Origin of the sequence: Comamonas sp. 26 (genome assembly GCF_002754475.1) — a bacterium.
Lineage (GTDB): Bacteria > Pseudomonadota > Gammaproteobacteria > Burkholderiales > Burkholderiaceae_C > Comamonas.
Genome location: NZ_PEFL01000002.1, coordinates 351688 through 369742 on the forward strand (window position 1 = coordinate 351688; position 18055 = coordinate 369742).

18 protein-coding genes are annotated in these 18055 nt (G+C 59.2%); 11 read left to right on the forward strand and 7 right to left on the reverse strand.

Translation table 11 applies throughout. The annotated features are described in order from the left end of the window. Positions 1–88: 88 nt before the first annotated feature. Positions 89–2452, reverse strand: coding sequence for a DNA translocase FtsK (locus CLU84_RS16160; RefSeq protein ID WP_099738361.1), 2364 nt, complete (start codon positions 2450–2452; stop codon positions 89–91). A gap of 258 nt (positions 2453–2710) precedes the next feature. On the opposite strand from CLU84_RS16160, the gene trxB reads away from it, so the two are divergent. The 4 genes from trxB (at position 2711) to CLU84_RS16180 (ending at position 5255) form a co-directional block, all read left to right on the forward strand. Next, positions 2711–3664: a thioredoxin-disulfide reductase gene (trxB, locus tag CLU84_RS16165; RefSeq protein WP_099738363.1), complete on the forward strand. Its 954-nt coding sequence runs from the start codon at positions 2711–2713 to the stop codon at positions 3662–3664. A 277-nt stretch (positions 3665–3941) separates the two neighbouring features. Beyond that, entirely contained in the window at positions 3942–4175 is a 234-nt protein-coding gene (rpmB, locus tag CLU84_RS16170) for a 50S ribosomal protein L28 (protein WP_066539714.1), read from the forward strand. Between the two features lie 22 nt (positions 4176–4197). Then, positions 4198–4368 (forward strand): 50S ribosomal protein L33, encoded by a 171-nt coding sequence (gene rpmG / locus CLU84_RS16175; RefSeq protein WP_054067538.1) that lies wholly within the window; start codon positions 4198–4200, stop codon positions 4366–4368. Positions 4369–4496: 128 nt separating this feature from the next. Next, complete coding sequence (locus CLU84_RS16180; protein WP_099739074.1) at positions 4497–5255, forward strand: hypothetical protein; 759 nt, start codon at positions 4497–4499, stop codon at positions 5253–5255. A gap of 15 nt (positions 5256–5270) precedes the next feature. Here the strand turns inward: CLU84_RS16180 and CLU84_RS16185 are convergent, their stop codons facing one another. Continuing rightward, positions 5271–6803, reverse strand: coding sequence for a PLP-dependent aminotransferase family protein (locus tag CLU84_RS16185; RefSeq protein ID WP_099739076.1), 1533 nt, complete (start codon positions 6801–6803; stop codon positions 5271–5273). Between the two features lie 197 nt (positions 6804–7000). On the opposite strand from CLU84_RS16185, the gene CLU84_RS16190 reads away from it, so the two are divergent. After that, the gene (locus CLU84_RS16190; RefSeq protein ID WP_099738365.1) at positions 7001–7426 is read left to right on the forward strand and encodes a hypothetical protein; all 426 of its coding nucleotides are present in this window, start codon (positions 7001–7003) and stop codon (positions 7424–7426) included. On the opposite strand, the gene CLU84_RS16195 is transcribed toward CLU84_RS16190, so the two are convergent. Continuing rightward, the gene (locus tag CLU84_RS16195; RefSeq protein WP_099738367.1) at positions 7401–8624 is read right to left on the reverse strand and encodes a fatty acid desaturase; all 1224 of its coding nucleotides are present in this window, start codon (positions 8622–8624) and stop codon (positions 7401–7403) included. The genes CLU84_RS16190 and CLU84_RS16195 overlap by 26 nt on opposite strands. Before the next feature lie 125 nt (positions 8625–8749). Beyond that, positions 8750–10081 (reverse strand): RsmB/NOP family class I SAM-dependent RNA methyltransferase, encoded by a 1332-nt coding sequence (locus tag CLU84_RS16200; RefSeq protein WP_099738369.1) that lies wholly within the window; start codon positions 10079–10081, stop codon positions 8750–8752. 139 nt (positions 10082–10220) lie between these two features. Between CLU84_RS16200 and CLU84_RS16205 the strand changes: the two genes are divergently transcribed. After that, positions 10221–10478, forward strand: coding sequence for a DUF1653 domain-containing protein (locus CLU84_RS16205; RefSeq protein WP_099738371.1), 258 nt, complete (start codon positions 10221–10223; stop codon positions 10476–10478). 51 nt (positions 10479–10529) lie between these two features. Here CLU84_RS16205 and purN read toward each other — a convergent pair whose 3' ends face one another. After that, positions 10530–11108: a phosphoribosylglycinamide formyltransferase gene (gene purN, locus CLU84_RS16210; protein ID WP_099739078.1), complete on the reverse strand. Its 579-nt coding sequence runs from the start codon at positions 11106–11108 to the stop codon at positions 10530–10532. An 85-nt stretch (positions 11109–11193) separates the two neighbouring features. On the opposite strand from purN, the gene CLU84_RS16215 reads away from it, so the two are divergent. The 4 genes from CLU84_RS16215 (at position 11194) to CLU84_RS16230 (ending at position 15115) form a co-directional block, all read left to right on the forward strand. Continuing rightward, positions 11194–11898 (forward strand): YceH family protein, encoded by a 705-nt coding sequence (locus CLU84_RS16215; RefSeq protein WP_099738373.1) that lies wholly within the window; start codon positions 11194–11196, stop codon positions 11896–11898. A gap of 246 nt (positions 11899–12144) precedes the next feature. After that, positions 12145–13326 (forward strand): acyl-CoA dehydrogenase family protein, encoded by a 1182-nt coding sequence (locus CLU84_RS16220; RefSeq protein ID WP_099738376.1) that lies wholly within the window; start codon positions 12145–12147, stop codon positions 13324–13326. Between the two features lie 18 nt (positions 13327–13344). Further along, on the forward strand, positions 13345–14460 hold the full coding sequence (locus CLU84_RS16225) for an acyl-CoA dehydrogenase family protein (RefSeq protein ID WP_099738378.1): 1116 nt from the start codon (positions 13345–13347) through the stop codon (positions 14458–14460). Positions 14461–14620: 160 nt separating this feature from the next. Beyond that, positions 14621–15115 carry a nucleoside deaminase gene (locus CLU84_RS16230; protein WP_099739080.1) on the forward strand — a complete coding sequence of 165 codons (495 nt, stop codon included), beginning with the start codon at positions 14621–14623 and terminating at the stop codon, positions 15113–15115. An 80-nt stretch (positions 15116–15195) separates the two neighbouring features. Here the strand turns inward: CLU84_RS16230 and CLU84_RS16235 are convergent, their stop codons facing one another. Both CLU84_RS16235 and CLU84_RS16240 read right to left on the reverse strand, forming a co-directional pair. Next, positions 15196–16143 (reverse strand): bestrophin family protein, encoded by a 948-nt coding sequence (locus CLU84_RS16235; protein ID WP_099738380.1) that lies wholly within the window; start codon positions 16141–16143, stop codon positions 15196–15198. An 83-nt stretch (positions 16144–16226) separates the two neighbouring features. After that, positions 16227–16784, reverse strand: coding sequence for an HNH endonuclease (locus tag CLU84_RS16240; RefSeq protein WP_099738382.1), 558 nt, complete (start codon positions 16782–16784; stop codon positions 16227–16229). 170 nt (positions 16785–16954) lie between these two features. Here CLU84_RS16240 and CLU84_RS16245 point away from each other — a divergent pair, with 170 nt between their 5' ends. Beyond that, positions 16955–18016 carry a bifunctional riboflavin kinase/FAD synthetase gene (locus CLU84_RS16245; protein ID WP_099738384.1) on the forward strand — a complete coding sequence of 354 codons (1062 nt, stop codon included), beginning with the start codon at positions 16955–16957 and terminating at the stop codon, positions 18014–18016. The last annotated feature ends 39 nt before the right edge of the window (positions 18017–18055 follow it).

Sequence of the window (18055 nt, forward strand, 5' to 3'; positions counted from 1 at the left end):
ATCCATTGAGGCAGTGGCTTAGCGAGAGACACCAAGCAAGAGCCGCCTCAGGACGCAGTTTCCCCTCAAAGGGAAGCCGCAACGGTGCTCAGGAAGCATCCCGGTTCGGCACCAGCACATCACGCTGCCCACTGGAGGTCAGCGAGCTAACCAGTCCGGCCTGCTCCATCTGCTCCAGCAGGTTGGCCGATCGGTTGTACCCAATGCGAAGTTTGCGCTGAACGTAGGAAATGCTGGCCTTGCGGTCTTTCAGCACAATTTCCACAGCTTGGTCATAGAGTTCATCTTTCTCGCCACCGCCGCCTTCGCCACTCGCTTCTGCGTCACCATCGACAGTTCCGCCTTCCAGAATGCCTTCGATGTAGTCAGGATCGCCCTGCGCCTTGAGGTAGCTGACCACGCGGTGCACCTCGTCATCCGACACAAAAGCGCCATGCACGCGAATCGGCTGGCCCGTACCGCTGGCCATGTAGAGCATGTCACCCATGCCAAGCAAGGATTCGGCCCCCATCTGGTCCAGCACGGTACGGCTATCGATCTTGCTAGATACCTGGAAGGCAATACGCGTGGGAATATTGGCCTTGATCAGACCGGTAATCACATCCACGCTGGGGCGCTGGGTGGCCAGAATCAGGTGAATGCCTGCAGCACGCGCCTTCTGCGCCAGACGGGCGATCAGCTCTTCAATTTTCTTGCCCACTACCATCATCAGGTCGGCCAGCTCATCAATGACGATGACCACATGCGGCAAGCGCTGCAGCGGCTCGGGCTCTTCAGGCGTCAGACTGAACGGGTTGGGAATCGATTCCTCACGCGCCTTGGCCTCATCAATTTTGGTGTTGTAGCCGGCCAGATTGCGCACTCCCAGCTTGCTCATCAGCTTGTAGCGGCGTTCCATCTCGGCCACGCACCAGTTCAAGCCATTGGCCGCCTGCTTCATATCCGTCACCACAGGGCACAGCAGGTGGGGAATGCCTTCATAGACCGACATTTCCAGCATCTTGGGGTCGATCATCAGCAAGCGCACATCGCGGGCCTCGGCCTTGTAAAGCAGAGACAGAATCATGGCGTTGATACCCACGGATTTGCCGGAGCCGGTGGTACCCGCCACCAGCACGTGGGGCATCTTGGCCAAATCAGCCACCACGGGGTTGCCCACGATGTCTTTGCCCAAGCCCATGGTCAGCATGCTCTTGGCATCGTGATAGACCTGTGAGCCCAGCACTTCAGACAGGCGAATCGACTGGCGCTTGGCATTGGGCAGCTCAAGCGCCATGAAGTTCTTGCCCGGAATGGTCTCAATCACCCGCACAGACACTAGCGACAGTGAACGCGCGAGATCCTTGGCCAAGTTGACGATCTGCGAGCCCTTGACGCCCGTGGCGGGCTCAATTTCATAGCGCGTAATTACAGGACCGGGCATGGCCGCAACCACCCGCACTTCCACGCCGAAGTCTTTCAAACGCTTTTCAATCAGGCGGCTGGTCATCTCCAGCGTCTCGGCAGAGACTGACTCCTGGCGCTGAGGTGCCTCGTCCAGCAAGTCAACCTGCGGCAGCTTGCTGTCGGGGTGATCTGTGAACAGCGGCTTCTGGCGCTCCTTCACCACACGGGCGCTAGGCTGGGCCGCTTCTTGCAGCACAGGCTCAATAATCTGCACCGGCTGATGTACAGGGGGACGAATTTCGCCGTCAGTGCGGTCAAACACGACTTCCTCGCGCTCGCGGGCTGCCTTTTTGCCGACGGAAACATCCTTGGCGATCTCGCGGCGCTCGCGGCCAAATTGCACCAGACCATCCAGGCGCGCGCCCAGACCTTCGGCCAAAGAACCCCATGAAAAGCCAAATACCATGGCCGCACCCAGCACGAACAGGCAGATGCCAATCAGGCCAGAGCCTGCAAAGCCCAGCCATTTGAGGCTATTGAAGCCCATCATGTAGCCAAATACGCCGCCAGCCGGGCCAGGCAGCAGGCTTTCAAAACGATAAAGACGAGTCCACTCCAGCGCACAGCTGGCCACCATCAAGACAGCCAGACCGCCCCAGAACAGAAAGCGGCGACGCCACAGCGGCATCAGCGCTATTGGTGAGCCATCTTTGTTCACGCCACCACGCATCCAGCGCACCAGCGATGTGATCCAGGTCTGCACCGAGGCCAGCACCAGCCACCAGATGGACATGCCAAAGCCGAAATAGCAGGCATCTGCCAGCCAGGCACCAACGCGGCCCATCCAGTTTTGAACAAACGGCCTTTGCCCGGCACCAGAAGTGGACCAGGCGGCATCCTGCGGGGAATAGGTCAGCATGGCTGTGAGCCAGAAAACCAGAGCCAGCAAGCCAATGAGCAGCAAAACTTCCTGACTGAAGCGAATCACTCCATAGCGCGGAGTGGTTGCCCGGGCTTTGGATTTGCTGGAGGAAGACGCCTTCGAAGCGTTCAATGTGTATGTCATACGCAGGCGCAAGCTTACCTTAGCCCTTTATCCAAGCGGTGATTCAGCCAGTACGATTTTCCAGCCTAATGCAAGCACATGCAACAAAGCTGCCAGTCAGCACAAATAAACGCTTACTCACTATCATTTTTAACAATTGCAGTGATTAAAAACAGCAGAGCACACAGTCCTTGATACGGAGCGATACTCCCATACCTTTTCAATGCTTTCATGACTGCGCGCCGGTTGTCGGCCTGCTTATTTTCAGAGTCACGCTTCATGTCCTCCACCAAACACGCACAAGTTCTCATCCTGGGCTCCGGCCCTGCTGGCTACACGGCCGCCGTGTACGCCGCCCGCGCCAACCTTAATCCGCTGCTGATCACTGGCATGGCCCAAGGCGGCCAGCTGATGACCACCACCGAAGTGGACAACTGGCCAGCCGATGTGATGGGCGTGCAGGGTCCCGAGCTGATGCAGCGCTTTCAGGAGCACGCAGAGCGCTTCAAGACTGAAATCGTGTTCGATCACATCAACAAGGTCGACTTCTCCAAGCGCCCGTTCACACTGACTGGTGACAGCGGCACTTACACCTGCGACTCACTGATTCTTGCGACCGGCGCATCGGCCAAGTATCTGGGCCTGCCCTCTGAAGAAGCCTTCATGGGCCGCGGCGTTTCTGCCTGCGCCACCTGCGACGGGTTCTTCTACCGTGAACAGCCTGTCTGCGTCATCGGCGGCGGCAACACTGCAGTGGAAGAAGCGCTGTACCTGTCCAACATCGCCAGCAAGGTCACTCTGGTACACCGCCGCGACAAGTTCAAGGCTGAACCCATTCTGGTCGACAAGCTGATGGCCAAGGTCAAGGAAGGCAAGATCGAGCTCAAAACCCACTTCACGCTGGATGAAGTGCTGGGCGACCAGAGCGGCGTGACTGGCATCCGCATCAAGAGCACGCAGGACGGCCACACCGAAGAAATCAAGCTGCTGGGGGCCTTCATTGCCATTGGCCACCACCCCAACACCGACATCTTCCAGGGCCAGCTGGAGCTGGAAAACGGCTACATCGTCACCCAAGGCGGCCTCAAAGGCTTTGCCACACAGACTAGCGTGCCCGGCGTGTTTGCCGCTGGCGACTGCCAGGACCATGTGTACCGCCAAGCCATCACCAGCGCTGGCACGGGCTGCATGGCAGCCCTCGACGCACAGCGTTTCCTGGAGCAAGAGTCCTGATAGACAGCAAGCGCCGTTATTAATGGCGCTCACAAAAGCCCTTGAGCTTGGCCTTCTTTGGCCCGCCTCAGGGGCTTTTTACTGAAAACGCTATAATCGCAGACTTTGCTGAATTCAAGGTAGTACAGACCAAGTGCTTTATGCACTTTGTGCCATCGGGACTTCCGCAATCGGGCTACCGCCACCCATTACAAACTGGCGAGGTGAGGTTGTCGGCACCTTCTGCGCAATGCAGGATGGCAGCGCTGGCAGCCGATTCAACTATCGGAGTGTCCAAATGGCACGCGTATGTGAAGTTACGGGCAAGAAGCCCATGGTGGGCAACAACGTTTCCCACGCCAACAACAAGACCAAGCGTCGTTTCCTGCCTAACCTGCAGTACCGTCGTTTCTGGGTCGAAACAGAAAACCGTTGGGTGCGCCTGCGCGTTTCCAGCGCTGCTCTGCGTTTGATCGACAAGAACGGCATCGACTCCGTGCTCGCAGATATGCGCGCCCGTGGCCAAGCTTAATTTCCACTAAAGGAGAATCAACATGGCTTCCAAAGGCGGACGCGAAAAGATCAAGCTGGCTTCTACTGCTGGCACCGGTCACTTCTACACCACAACCAAGAACAAGAAGACGATGCCTGAAAAGATGTCGATCATCAAGTTCGACCCCAAGGCTCGCAAGCACGTCGAGTACAAGGAAACCAAGCTGAAGTAATTCAGCCTGTTTCTTGAAAAACCGCCTCACGCAAGTGCAGGCGGTTTTTTTATGCTGGCAGCGGTGCAACAGCTCGGGCCAGGACCCTCTCTATACTGGGTGCTTTGCAACGAATAGGGATGGATCACATGAATCGCAAGACGCTGAGCACATTGCTTTTTTCGCTTGCCGTGTCGCCAGCCGTCTTCAGTCAGACTTTCATCTGCCCCACGGGCCCCGGCCCCGGCCAGCGCCAGGTCGGCATGACAGGCGGCTCACCAGGCCTAGCTTCCGTGCCTGTCTGCGAACAGTTCAGCACAGCGCCCGCAACCACCCAACGCGCCGATCCGTCCCCCGCAGATGCCCTTGGCGGCTTGGTACGGAGTCAGATCGAGCTATTGCGAGAGGGGCAGGAGCTGGTCAAGGAAGGGCAGAGAATTGCACAGGACCCGCAGTACCAGAAACTGCGCAAGGGCTACTGGATGTTTTCGCATGACGAGAAAAACCCGCGCTCGGGTCTTGAATGTGCGGCGATTTTCGGCAACATCTCCGGTGCCGTTCAGCTTTCAGGCCCCACAGCCAAACACAACGGTGCCCTGCTGACTTTTCTGGGCATGGACATTCCTCAACCCGCTAGCCCGCGCAAGGTCAGAACCACGCTGACCCAGAACCAGGACAAGCCCCAAGAGGTTGGAGCCATCAACTACACCATGTCCAATGGCAAATGGGGAGCCATCGTCTATGCGCTTGGCGGATCCGAAGCGCTGGTCAAAGAGCTTGGGGAAGAGGAAGAATCCCGCTTCAAGGTCTCTGTCGAAGGCAAGGAGGTTATCAACACCTTCTACAAAGAGGGAGCCAAGGCCCGTGAGTTCCTGCGCCAGTGCATGGCCGGTCAGCTAGCGAAATAAACACACAGGGCCGCTCTAGCTACGCGGAGCCTGCCCCAGTTGTCGGCAAGCCATCGCTCCGAGATCCTGCATCGCCCTCTCCATGAGTTCGTCGACCGGATGGGTGCAGGCCAAGCGCATGCAGTTCTCGTAGCGACCAGAGTTGGAAAACATGCTGCCCGGCGCAATCCTGATGCCCTTGTTCAGGGCCGCCGTGAACAGCTCCGAGGTGCGCATTTCTGCGGGAAACTCCAGCCACAAACACAGCCCCCCTGCAGGCAGGCTCATGCGCGTGCTCAAGGGAAAAAATCTGGCCACCAGTCTGGCCATGGATTCACGCTGCTTCTTCAGCTGCTGCCTGAGCTTTTCCAGACTGCGCTGATGCGTGGGCGAGCCCAGCACCTCGGCCACCACGAGCTGCCCCAGCGTCTGGGTATTGCGGCTTTGCGCAAATTTGAGCATTTGCACCCGACCATGCCACTGGCCGCCATTCATCCAACCCTGGCGCAGACCCGGTGCCAGACTCTTGTTGAAAGCCTGGCAGTAGATCACATGACCCGAGACACTGTCCCAGGCTTTGAGCGGCTTGACGGCCTGCTGCCCCTCCACGAACAGGCCGTAGGAATCATCCTCAATCAGCGCAGCGCCATGCGCAGCGCACAGGGCGACCAGCCTGGCCTTGTTCTCGTCAGGCATGCGGGCACCCAGCGGCATCTGCAATTCCGGCACCACCACCACGGCCTTCAGCCGTGGCTGGGTCTGAAATGCCAGCTCCAGCGCCTCGATGGACATGCCTGTGCGCGGACTGCAGGGAATCTCCAGGGTTTGCAGCTGCAGCGACTCCACCACCTGCAGCAGCCCGTAATAAGTGGGTGACTCGACCGCCACCAGATCACCTGGCGAAGCCACGGCCGCCAATGCCAGACTCACTCCTTCTGAATTACCCGTCGTAGCCAGCACATCCGCCGGGGCCACGCGTATCCCGGCGGCCAGCGCCCTGCGCGCCATGGCCTGCTGAAACTGGGGATGATTGCCCTGATTGGCCAGCAAAGAGCGGCCTTGCGAAAGCAGCGTCGGGTGCTCGCGCAACAGCCGCGTCACGGTCTTATTCAGGTAATGGTGGTCGAACAGCGCGGCAGGGGGCGTGCAGCCGCCGATATCCATATACACATCCGACTGGCGACCACGCTCCAGCAGCAGCGAAATATGCTCATTGATGCCCACAAAATGCGCATAGGGGTTGGGCTGCACAGGCTGGCTCAAGTCGGGCTCGCTCGTCAAAGGCACTGTGGCAACTGCCCCCGTTTCGCGCACGAAATAGCCCACGCGAGGCCGGGCTTCAAGATAGCCGTTCTCTTCCAAATAGCGCAGCACCTGCAAAGCCGTGGACAGACTGACCTCATGCCGCACCATCAGCTCACGCACCGAGGGCATGCGCTCGCCGGGTTTCAAGGTTCCCAGCGCCATGGCGGCGCTGTAGTTGGCAGCCAGCCGCTGATACAGCGGCAATGCCGGGCTATTGGCCTGGCTGTTGGCGAATGACGAATCAAGAGTGGCGGAAGTCAGCATGGTGACGGTGCGAGCTGCTGGGCCTGCATCATGCCAGCAAGACCTGTTCTGCAACAGATACAGAATCACCGCAAACAAGGCAGAACAGGGCAACCCCGATCTGCACTGATACGCCTTGGCAACTTGTGCGCTGTACCTGTTGCGCAAGCCGTGTCAAACCTACGCTTGAGGCTTGGAACACTTCTGACAAAAATCCCATGCATTGCCCTCAAAGCACGCCATCACAGTACCAGCTTCGCAGCGGTCAGGCCTTGTCACTGCATCTGCCTCAAGGCCACGAACTGTTCTGCCAACAAGGACCGTTGCAACTGGCCATCGGCCCCTTGAGCTTTACCGACAACCATTTCGGCCAGCTCATGGTGCTGCACACGGGCCAGAGCTGGCGCTCACCCTCAAATACCTGGGTACAACTGAGCACCCGGCAAGCGGGTCATGCCCAAGTGCAGGTTCATCAGCCCCAGATTCAGCAAAGCTGCACTACTCCCATCGAAGAAGCAGTGCAGCTTGCTAAAAATGACCAGCCTCCGGGCCTGAACTCCACACCGGCCAAAACCTGGCGGCAGGTACTGAGCATGCGCAGTCTCAGCTGGAGCAGCTTCAGGCGCGGGCAGCGCGCAGCTTGACCGAGAAGTCTTTGAGCGCGGCAATACCACTGGCTTCTGCACGCTGGCACCAAGCCTGCAGCTGACTGGTCAGTTGCTCGCGGCTCAGCGTGGTATTCAGCCACAGCTGGCGCAGCTCTTCACGCATGGTCAACATCTGATCAATCACCGGGTGGGCGGCCCGCGCCTGCGCCAACTGGCCTTGTGCGCGCTCTGGCACTTTTTCTGCATCACGATGCAGCCAGCGCTGAACACCCTTGAGTAAAGAAACATCTGATTTTTGCGCCTGCTTTTGCTTGAGCAAGTCCAGCTCTTGCTGAACAGCAGAGCGCACGCCGCGCGCATAGCGGGCCATGACTTCGTAGCGGTTGGCGATGATGGCTTCCAGAGTCAACTCATCAGCCACCGGCTTGACCGCGCCCATGCGCAGGCGCGGCGGCGTCTTCTTGACCTTGGCCCAGCCCAACTTCTGCATGATGCTGATATAGAGCCAGCCAATATCAAACTCATAGGGCTTGACCGAGAACTTGGCCGACGTTGGATACGTATGGTGGTTGTTGTGAAGCTCTTCACCACCAATGATGATTCCCCAGGGCGACAGGTTGGTGGAGGCGTCCGTTGCCTCGTAATTGCGATAGCCCCAGAAATGGCCTAAGCCATTGACCACGCCAGCGGCCCAGAAGGGAATCCAGACCATCTGCACCGCCCAGATGCTCATGCCGATGACGCCGAACAGCGCCAAATTCAGAATCAGCATCAGCGTGGGGCCCCAGACCGAGTGCTTGGAGTACAGATTGCGCTCCAGCCAGTCATCGGGCGTGCCATGGCCAAACTTCTTGATCGTTTCCGTATTCTTGGCTTCGCTGCGGTACAGCTCAGCGCCTTCGCGCATGACTTTGCTCAGGCCACGCGTCTGCGGGCTGTGAGGGTCGTCCACGGTTTCGCACTTGGCGTGGTGTTTGCGGTGAATGGCCACCCATTCCTTGGTCACCATGCCCGTACCCAGCCAAAGCCAGAAACGGAAGAAATGGGAAGGCACAGGCCCCAGATCCAGAGCCCGGTGCGCCTGACTGCGGTGCAGAAAAATCGTGACACCCGCAATCGTGAAATGGGTGGTGATCAAGGTGTACAGCAGCAACTGCCACCATGACAGATCCCACAGCCCGTTGGCCATCCATTCCACGACTTCATTCCAGAGCAAGCCAATATCCAGCGACATAAATAACAAAGCCTTTGGCAAAAAACCATGCTCTACCTTATAAAGCACGGTCGTGCAATTTTAGGTGAGCTGCTTACAAGCCTACTGCTGATACCCTGACAGCTGATACCGGATTTGCACTGAAGTTACGCTTTCTTCACCCAAACAGCGGCGAAAAACCCGTCAGTTTCGTGCTGATGCGGCCACAGGCGCAGATAGCGCTTACCGTCACCTCCACCGCTGCACAGCTTGTCGCCATCGGCAATCTTCAGCTGCTCCAGCACGTCGGCAGCATTCAAGGGCTCAAACTCAGGGTGAGCAGCGCTGAAGGCTTCGGCAATGGCTTCGTTTTCCTGCGGCAGGATGGAGCAAGTAGCGTAGATCAGGCGGCCACCGGCCTTGACCAGACGGGCGCTGCTTTCCAGAATAGCGGCCTGCTTGACAGTCAGCTCTTCCACGGCCTTGGGGCTTTGGCGCCACTTCAGGTCAGGGTTGCGACGCAAGGTACCCAAGCCCGAGCAAGGCGCATCCACCAGCACGCGGTCAATCTTGCCGGCCAGGCGCTTGACGCGTTCATCACGCTCATGAGCAATGGCTGCGGGGTGCACATTGGACAGACCCGAGCGCGCCAGACGTGGCTTGAGTGCATCCAGGCGGTGACCCGACACGTCAAACGCATACAGGCGGCCGGTGTTGCGCATGGAAGCGCCAATCGCCAGAGTCTTGCCGCCGGCACCGGCGCAAAAGTCCACCACCATCTCGCCGCGCTTGGCATCCAGCATCAGTGCTAGCAGTTGCGAGCCTTCGTCCTGCACCTCAATCGCACCACGATTGAAGGCATCGACCTTGGCCAGCGCAGGCTTGCCATCGACACGCAGACCCAGTGGCGAGAACGGTGTGGGCTTGGCCTTGATGCCAGCTTTTTCCAGTTCTTTGCGCACTTCAGCGGGCTTGTCGTTCAGGGCGTTGACGCGCAAGTCCAGCGGCGCAGCCTTTTCCATGCTCGCAGCCAAGGCCCAAAATTCGTCACCCACCTGGGCCTTGAGCGGCTCAACCAGCCACTCGGGCAGGTTGTGGCGGTGGGATTCCATCAGCTCTTCAGGCTTGATGTTGTCGCAAGCGTCCAGCCACTTGAGTTCCTGAGGCGTCAGCGCAGCCTTGATAAAGGTCTCGCTGTCCTGGCCGTCCTTGTTCTTGACGTTGCCTTGCTTCTTGCCCTGCTCACGCAGGACAGCAGCAAAGCCGAGAATGGCCAGACGGCGCTCACGCGGGCCGCTGCCGGAATGTGCCAGGCCTTCAAACAACAGCTTCTTGCGCAGCACGGTGTAAGTGGTTTCGGCCAGAGTGGCGCGCTCACGCGGGCCGAGGTAACGGTTTTCGCGGAAGAAGTAAGACACCACGGAATCAGCCGCGTGTTCAAAAGTCATGGCGCGCTTGACGAGTTCAGCGCAAGCGTCGAGAAGCTGTTTGGGATGCATAGCCCCAATTGTCCCACTGTCACCCTGGCCTTGGCTTGCGCCAGAAATCTATGGCCCCAAGCGTCAACGAAGATTCATAGTAAAAACAGGCTCTAGCCCTTTTAGAGCATGCACTAACCGCTCATCTTTTAAAAACATCATGTCCGACCACAACCTGCCGCCCCTCATCACCACCCCGCCCGGCCTGTACGAACATTACAAAGGCATGCCCTATGAAGTGATTGACACCGTGCGCCACAGCGAAACGCTGGAGCCTCTTACGCTGTACCGCGCCCTGTATGGCGAACGTGGCCTGTGGGTGCGCCCTGCCGCAATGTTTAATGAAACCGTGGTGATTGATGGCGTGGAGCAGCCACGCTTTCGCCGTCTGCCGGAAGAGCAACAGAAATTGGCATAAAAATGGCTGCTAGCGCTTATTCAATAAGCGCTAGCAGCTATCAAATCTGATTTAGCTCTTGATCAGATCAAGCACCGCACGCGGGTAAATGGCGTGCTCTTGCACCAGCACGCGCGCGGCCAGCAGGTCGGCTGTATCGCCGGGCAGCACAGGCACCACGGCTTGCTCCAGAATCGGGCCCACATCCAGCTCAGCCGTCACGCGGTGCACGGTGCAGCCTGCAAACTTGCAACCTGCATCAATGGCGCGCTGATGGGTGTGCAGGCCCGTAAAGGCGGGCAGCAGCGAGGGGTGGATGTTGATGAGGCGACCTTCGTAATGCGCCACAAAGCCGGGCGTCAGAATGCGCATAAAGCCAGCCAGCACCACCAGATCGGGCGCATGGCGGTCAATCACCTGCATCAGCTCGGCATCAAAGGCCTCACGGCTATCAAACTGTTTGTGATCCAGCACCTCGGTGGCGATGCCGTTATCGCGCGCAAAGACCAGTCCTTTGGCCTCAGCCTTGTTGCTGACCACGGCCGCGACCCGGGCGTTGTACTGCTTTGCCCAGTTCTGCTGCTGGGATGCACGCACAATGGCGGCCATGTTCGAGCCGCCGCCCGAGATCAGGATCACGATGTTTTTCATGGGCGGCGATTGTCGCATTGACGGGCTAACCCTTGGTGGCTTGCAGCCGTTCCCGTGCGCCGTTCTAGACTTTTGAGGAGACAACATGCCTTTTGACCCACGCAACATCCCCCTCACTCCCATTGAGGCCCGCGTTCTGGCCACGCTGATGGAAAAGGCCCGCACCGTACCGGATAGCTATCCGCTCACGCTCAACAGCCTCATCACCGGCTGCAACCAGAAGTCCAGCCGCGACCCGGTGATGGAAATCAGCGAAGGCGAAGCCCAGGAAGCGCTGGACAACCTGCGCATGAAGACGCTCGCCGTGCAGATCAGCGGCACCCGCTCAACCCGCTGGGAGCACAACTTTCCCCGCGGCATCGGCGTGCCCGACCAATCCGCCGTGCTGCTGGCCCTCTTGATGCTGCGCGGCCCCCAGACGGCGGGCGAGCTGCGCATCAACTCCGAACGCTGGCACCGCTTTGCCGATATCTCCTCGGTCGAGGCATTTCTGGATGAACTGCGCGAGCGCAGCGAAGAAAAAGGCGGCCCGCTGGTCGTACTGCTGCCCCGTGCGCCCGGTGCCCGCGAATCGCGCTGGGCCCATCTGCTCTGCGGCCCGGTCGATGTAGCCGCCCTGCAAAGCGCAGCCAGCGCCAGCGGTGGCACGGGCGGCGGCAATGCATCTGCCCTGCAGCAACGCGTGGATACGCTGGAAGCGGAAGTGGCTCAGTTGCGCGCCACCGTGCAGATGCTGTGCGAATCACTGGGCGTGGAGCCACCTGCCATCCAGACAGCGCCAGTTGAGTAAGCCGTCGCATTGAAATTGATAGCTGCTAGCGCTTGATGAATAAGCGCTAGAGACATATTTCAATCAAATGTAAAAAACTGGCGCGCTCCAAGCCAGAGACAGCAGGGCCGCCATCACACTCAGGGGACGGCGCAAAGCGCCTCAGGGGGGTCAACAACCTCGGGGGAACCCTTCCTTGTCACGACCCGGACAGGAAGAAAAAGAACGTGCGTGCTACAAAACATCCAGATTTTCTGGAGACACCGCATGGACTTGGCATTCACCCCTGAAGAACAGGCTTTTCGCGATGAAATCCGCACCTGGGTGCGGGCAAACCTGCCCGAGGATATTGCGCACAAGGTGCGTAACGATCTGCACCTGACGCGTGACGACATGCAGCGCTGGGCCAAAATTCTGGGCAAAAAAGGCTGGCTCGGTTACGGCTGGCCCACTGAATTTGGCGGCCCCGGCTGGTCAGCCGTGCAAAAGCACTTATTCGAGGAAGAATGCGCTCTGGCCTGCACGCCGCGCATCGTGCCCTTCGGCCCGGTGATGGTGGCCCCGGTCATCATGGCCTACGGCACACCCGAGCAGCACAAGCGCTTTCTGCCCGGCATTGCCAGCGGCGAAGTCTGGTGGAGCCAGGGCTACAGCGAACCCGGCTCGGGCTCTGACCTGGCCAGCGTCAAAACCCGCGCCGAGCGCGTGGGTGACAAATACATCGTCAATGGCCAGAAGACCTGGACCACGCTTGGCCAGTACGGTGAGTGGATCTTCTGCCTGGTGCGCACCAGCAACGAGGGCAAGCCCCAGACTGGCATCAGCTTCTTGCTGATCGACATGAAATCGCCCGGAGTGACCGTGCGCCCCATCAAGCTGCTGGATGGTGGCCATGAAGTCAACGAAGTCTTCTTCGACAACGTGGAAGTACCCGCCGACCAGTTGATCGGTGAAGAAAACAAGGGCTGGACCTACGCCAAGCACCTGCTCAGCCACGAGCGCACCAATATTGCGGACGTGAACCGCGCCAAGCGCGAGCTGGAACGCGTCAAGCGCATTGCCAAGGCCGAAGGCGTGTGGGAAGACCAGCGCTTCCGCGATCAGATCGCCCTGCTGGAGATTGATGTGATCGCGCTGGAGATGCTGGTGCTGCGCGTGCTCTCGGCCATGAAATCGGGCAAGAACCCACTCGACATTGCCGGTCTGCTCAAGATCAAGGGCAGCGAAATCCAGCAACGCTATGCCGAGCTGATGATGCTAGCCGCCGGCCCCTACGCCCTGCCCTATGTGCAGGAAGCCATGGAGGCAGGCTACCAAGGCGACTTCCCCGGCGGCGTGCTCAGCAACGCCCCTCTGGCCGCCACCTATTTCAATATGCGCAAGACCACCATTTACGGCGGCTCGAACGAGGTACAACGAAACATCGTGGCTCAGACGGTTCTTGGCTAAAGGCCACAGGAGACAAATATGGATTTCGATTTTTCCGACGACCAGCAACAACTGCGTGATGCCGTGGCCCGCTGGATCGACAAGGGCTATACCTTCGAGCGCCGCCAGAGCATTGCCAAGCAAGGCGGCTTTTCGCGCGAGGTCTGGAACGAGCTGGCCGAACTGGGATTGACGGCTCTCACCGTGCCCGAGCAATACGGCGGCCTGGGTCAGGGCGCAGTCGATGTGATGGTGGTGATGGAAGAACTGGGCCGCGGCCTGGTGATGGAGCCGCTGACTCAGGCTTTTGTGGCCAGCGCCCTGCTCAGCCAGTTTGGCAGCGAGGCCATCAAGCAAAGCTGGCTGCCCCAGATTGCAAAGGGCGAGAAACTAGTGGTGCTCGCATCTCAGGAGCGCAAAGCGCGCTACCGTATTGACGTTTGTGATTCAAAAGCCAATAAAACTGCCAACGGCTATACGGTAGACGCTACAAAAAACATAGTTCTTGCTGGCGACAAAGCCGATACCTTCATCGTGCCTGCCCAGCTGGATGGCAAGATTGCGCTCTTCCTCGTCGAAAACGGTGCCGAAGGGGTGTCAACCAAGGCTTATGTCACTCAGGATGAAGCCCGCGCCGCCGATCTGGTCTGCAAGGCAGCGCCCGCCACGCTGATCACCAGCAACGGCCTCGCCGCACTGACGCTGGCGCAGGATGTGGCCAACGCCGCACTGTGCGCCGAAGGTGTCGGCGTGATGGAGCAAACGCTCAAGCTCACCACCGAGTACATGAACCAGCGCAAGCAATTCGGCGTTGCTATCTCCAGCTTTCAGGCCCTGCGCCACCGCGTGGCCGATATGAAGATGCTGCTGGAGCTGGCCCGATCCATGAGCTATTACGGCACGCTCAAGCTCAGCGCCCCGGCGGAAGAGCGCCATCTGGCCATGGCTCGCGCCAAGGTGCAGCTGGGCCAGTCCATGCGTTATGTGGGCCAGCAGTCCGTGCAACTGCATGGTGGCATTGGCGTGACCGATGAATACGTGGGCAGCCACTACTTCAAGCGCCTGACGCAGATGGAGATGACGGGCGGCGACACCCTGCACCATCTGGGCACTGTGTCTGCGCACATGCAGGACAGCGCTGGCGTCTTCGCCTAGAAAGCCGCAGAAATACATAGCAAATTACGGCAACTGCATTCAACATAAAAGCAAAAGTCAACAGCACGCTATGGCGTGCTGTTTTGCTTTAGGCATGCGCTATGCACAGCTCTGCGCTTCCTATGATCTTTGCGCCATTCACAAGATCAAGGAGACACGCATGAGCACGCAAGACACCGAAAAGTACCTGTTGGAGTCCATCCGCCTGGCCATGGGCAACGTCAAAGGCCGCGAACGCGCCACCTGGCCCTTCGGAGCCGTTCTGGTGCGTGACGGCCAGGTGCTGGCTCGCGCCGTTAATCAGGTCGATGAGCTGTGCGACCCTTCGGCCCACGCCGAGATGCAGGCCCTGCGCATTGCCGCCAAGGAGCAAGCCAGCACCGATCTGTCCGGCTCGGTGATGTATGCCAGCGGCTACCCCTGCACCATGTGCCACACGGCCATGCTGCTGGCCGGGGTGAAGAAGGTCTTTGTCGCCTACTCCAACGAAGAGGGCAAGCCCTATGACCTGTCCGCCTCCCGTGGCTACGACGAACTGGCTCGCCCTGAAGACAAGCGCGAGATGCCCGTCATCAACCACCGCGTGCGTGATACGGGTGAGGATCTGTACGAAGCATGGCAAAAAGCCGTGGATGAAGATCGCGCCACCGTCTAAGCAGCACAAGCGCCAGGCGCTATCAAAAACCAAGCCCTGAATGATGAGTTCAGGGCTTTGTTGTTTTCAGCACAGCGGCTTCAGGTCAGCAGATAGTCCACCGGCTTGAGGGGTGGTGGCACCTGCGGATCGCCCAACGACTGGCTCAGGCTGATCTCAATGCCACGGCACATGGAGTCCAGTGCCAGATCATTGCTCTCCATGCCAAAAGGCTCTTCCAGCTCATCGCCAAGGGCATCAAGACCGTAGAAGGTATAGGCCACGATGCCCACCACAAAGGGGGTCATGAAGCCCGTGATATCCACCAGACCAAAGGGCAGCAAGAAGCAGTAGAGATGCGCCGTGCGGTGCAGCAGCAAGGTGTAAGAGAAGGGAATTGGCGTGTTCTGAATGCGCTCGCAGGATGCTGCAGCCGAGGTGAACCCGCTAAGCGTCCTGTCAACCGACACCGCCAGACAAGGATCGATGCGCTTGTCCTTCAGGCATTGCCCCAGGTCCTGCCCCATGGCCAGAACAATGGCGTCTGTGCGCTGGCCCAGCGGCAATTGCTTCAAGCGCAGCCATTCGTCATCGGTCAGCCATTGCTGGGCCGCCACATCGTCATTCAGGCCGCGCAGCTGGGCGCGCAGCGCGTGGGCAAAAGCCACGGCGCGGTGCACCATGCGCACGCGCACATCGTTGGCACGCTGGCGCGGGTCAATGGGGTGATCGGATTCAATCAGACTCTGGCACTGGCGCGACAGGGTGCGCGCGTAGATGACGATTTCGCCCCAGAGCCTGCGCCCTTCCCAGTAGCGCGAGTAGGCGGTGTTGTTGCGAAAGCCCAGAAAAATCGCCAGAGGCAGACCAATCAGCGTGAACGGGATAGGCGTGATGGGAATCTTGGTGTGAAACAAGGTGCCGTGGGCCACCGTGACGATGACGGCAAGCACAACATTCACGGCCAGCACACTTTTGATGCGTTGCAGCACCGAGCCCCGGACAATCCAGAACAGCCTGAAGCCCGATGGGCGATCTCTGACGATCATGAAAACCTAAATAGGTATAAACCCCAATTCAATCACAGACCCCGGGAGCTTTCAGCCAGCGCAGCAAACTCCCACTATCTTGCTCAACTGCGCCAGCGCGAGCCACGCGGCACGTGGGCGACGAGAAACTCCATCTGGTCGGCCAGAATGCGGCGGTTTCTCAAAATGAAGTCTTCCCACAGTGTGGGAGTGTAGGGGGTGTAGAGCAGCGGCATGCGCGCCTGCTCGGGCGTTCTGGCACCCTTGCGGTGGTTGCAGGCACGGCAGGCGGTGACCAGATTCATCCAGGTGTTCTGGCCGCCGACACTTGCGGGAAGAATATGCTCGCGCGTCAGGTCGCCCTCATGGAACTGACGCCCGCAATAGGCACAGACGCAATGGTCACGCGTAAAGAGCTTGCCGTTGGTCAGACCCGGCAGCAGCTCGTGCGGGTTGATACTGGGCATGCCCTTGGTGCCAATGATGGAGTTGATGTGAATGACTGACTGCTTGCCGGTCACCGCATTGTGGCCACCCCGAAAACAGGCGATTTCGGCACCGGCTTCCCAGCGCACATCTTCAGCTGCATAGTGCAGCGCCGCTTGCTCTAGCGTTACCCAGGACTGCGGCAGCCCTTGGGCTGTCAGCTTCAAGACTTTCACAACACGCCTCCAGTCAGTCAACAAGACCACAGAAAACGGCAGAGCGTCTTGGCGCTCTTTTGCAGCCTCCTCAGCTGCATTGATTGAAGCAATATACTCTGAAATTATGTCAAATAGACGGCTTGCGCCGCATGCATAGGCGCTAGCTGCTACAAATAACAAAGCAGCCCATGAAGATTTTTCGCGGTATAAATCATCCCGGACTGGCCCCCGCCTGCGCCGTGACCATTGGCAATTTTGATGGTGTGCACCGGGGACATCAAGCCATGCTGGGCCTGCTCAAGGCAGAAGCCGCCCAGCGTGGCATTCCCAGCTGCGCGATGACCTTTGAGCCGCACCCGCGCGACTACTTTGCGCAAAAGCTGGGCAAGCCCGAGCTGGCACCGGCGCGCGTGGGCACGCTGCGCGACAAGCTCAGCCAGCTCGAAATCTGCGGCGTCGATCAGGTCGTGATCCTGCCCTTCAACGAGTCCCTGGCCAGCCAGCGCCCCGAAGACTTTATTCAGGATGTACTGATTTCCGGCCTGGGTGCCAGATACGTGCTGGTGGGCGATGATTTCCGCTTTGGCAACAAGCGCGCCGGCGACTACGCCATGCTGGACAACGCCGGTCAGGCTCTGGGCTTTGATGTGGCGCGCATGAACAGCTATGAAGTCCACGGCCTGCGCGTCTCCAGCACCGAGGTGCGCGCAGCCCTGGCGGCCGGCGATATGCAGCAAGCCGCCAAGCTGCTGGGCCACCCCTACAGAATCTCGGGCCATGTGGTTCACGGCCGCAAACTGGGCCGCAAACTGGCCGAATCCCAAAACGGTGCCAATGACGGCTTTCGCACATTAAATTTGCGCTTTGACCACTGGAAACCCGCGGCCAGCGGCATTTTTGCGGTGCTGGTGCATGGACTGTCGGACCAGCCGCTGCGCGGTGTCGCCAACCTGGGCGTGCGCCCTTCTCTGGACCCCAATGACATCAACGGCGGACGCGTGCTGCTGGAGACCCACTGCTTTGATTGGCCCGCACAGCTGGGAGGGGAAGGTGCCTACGGTAAAATCATCCGCGTGGAACTTCTGCACAAACTGCACGACGAGCTGAAGTATGACAGTCTCGATGCCCTGACGGCAGGCATCGCCAAGGACTGCGATGACGCGCACGCGTTTTTCGCCTCAGGCCACACGCCGTCTCATACTTCTGCACACACAGAGACTCGTCGCCAGACCACGCGCGACCGAATTTGACGCTCGCTGCTCGCACGCCAAGGCGCAGCAGCGCATCTG

Bases quoted from the DNA above. Each gene is read 5' to 3' on its own strand.
- CLU84_RS16160 (WP_099738361.1), bottom strand. From the start codon at position 2,452: ATGACATACACATTGAACGCTTCGAAGGCGTCTTCCTCCAGCAAATCC.
- trxB (WP_099738363.1), top strand. From the start codon at position 2,711: ATGTCCTCCACCAAACACGCACAAGTTCTCATCCTGGGCTCCGGCCCT.
- rpmB (WP_066539714.1), top strand. From the start codon at position 3,942: ATGGCACGCGTATGTGAAGTTACGGGCAAGAAGCCCATGGTGGGCAAC.
- rpmG (WP_054067538.1), top strand. From the start codon at position 4,198: ATGGCTTCCAAAGGCGGACGCGAAAAGATCAAGCTGGCTTCTACTGCT.
- CLU84_RS16180 (WP_099739074.1), top strand. From the start codon at position 4,497: ATGAATCGCAAGACGCTGAGCACATTGCTTTTTTCGCTTGCCGTGTCG.
- CLU84_RS16185 (WP_099739076.1), bottom strand. From the start codon at position 6,803: ATGCTGACTTCCGCCACTCTTGATTCGTCATTCGCCAACAGCCAGGCC.
- CLU84_RS16190 (WP_099738365.1), top strand. From the start codon at position 7,001: ATGCATTGCCCTCAAAGCACGCCATCACAGTACCAGCTTCGCAGCGGT.
- CLU84_RS16195 (WP_099738367.1), bottom strand. From the start codon at position 8,624: ATGTCGCTGGATATTGGCTTGCTCTGGAATGAAGTCGTGGAATGGATG.
- CLU84_RS16200 (WP_099738369.1), bottom strand. From the start codon at position 10,081: ATGCATCCCAAACAGCTTCTCGACGCTTGCGCTGAACTCGTCAAGCGC.
- CLU84_RS16205 (WP_099738371.1), top strand. From the start codon at position 10,221: ATGTCCGACCACAACCTGCCGCCCCTCATCACCACCCCGCCCGGCCTG.
- purN (WP_099739078.1), bottom strand. From the start codon at position 11,108: ATGAAAAACATCGTGATCCTGATCTCGGGCGGCGGCTCGAACATGGCC.
- CLU84_RS16215 (WP_099738373.1), top strand. From the start codon at position 11,194: ATGCCTTTTGACCCACGCAACATCCCCCTCACTCCCATTGAGGCCCGC.
- CLU84_RS16220 (WP_099738376.1), top strand. From the start codon at position 12,145: ATGGACTTGGCATTCACCCCTGAAGAACAGGCTTTTCGCGATGAAATC.
- CLU84_RS16225 (WP_099738378.1), top strand. From the start codon at position 13,345: ATGGATTTCGATTTTTCCGACGACCAGCAACAACTGCGTGATGCCGTG.
- CLU84_RS16230 (WP_099739080.1), top strand. From the start codon at position 14,621: ATGAGCACGCAAGACACCGAAAAGTACCTGTTGGAGTCCATCCGCCTG.
- CLU84_RS16235 (WP_099738380.1), bottom strand. From the start codon at position 16,143: ATGATCGTCAGAGATCGCCCATCGGGCTTCAGGCTGTTCTGGATTGTC.
- CLU84_RS16245 (WP_099738384.1), top strand. From the start codon at position 16,955: ATGAAGATTTTTCGCGGTATAAATCATCCCGGACTGGCCCCCGCCTGC.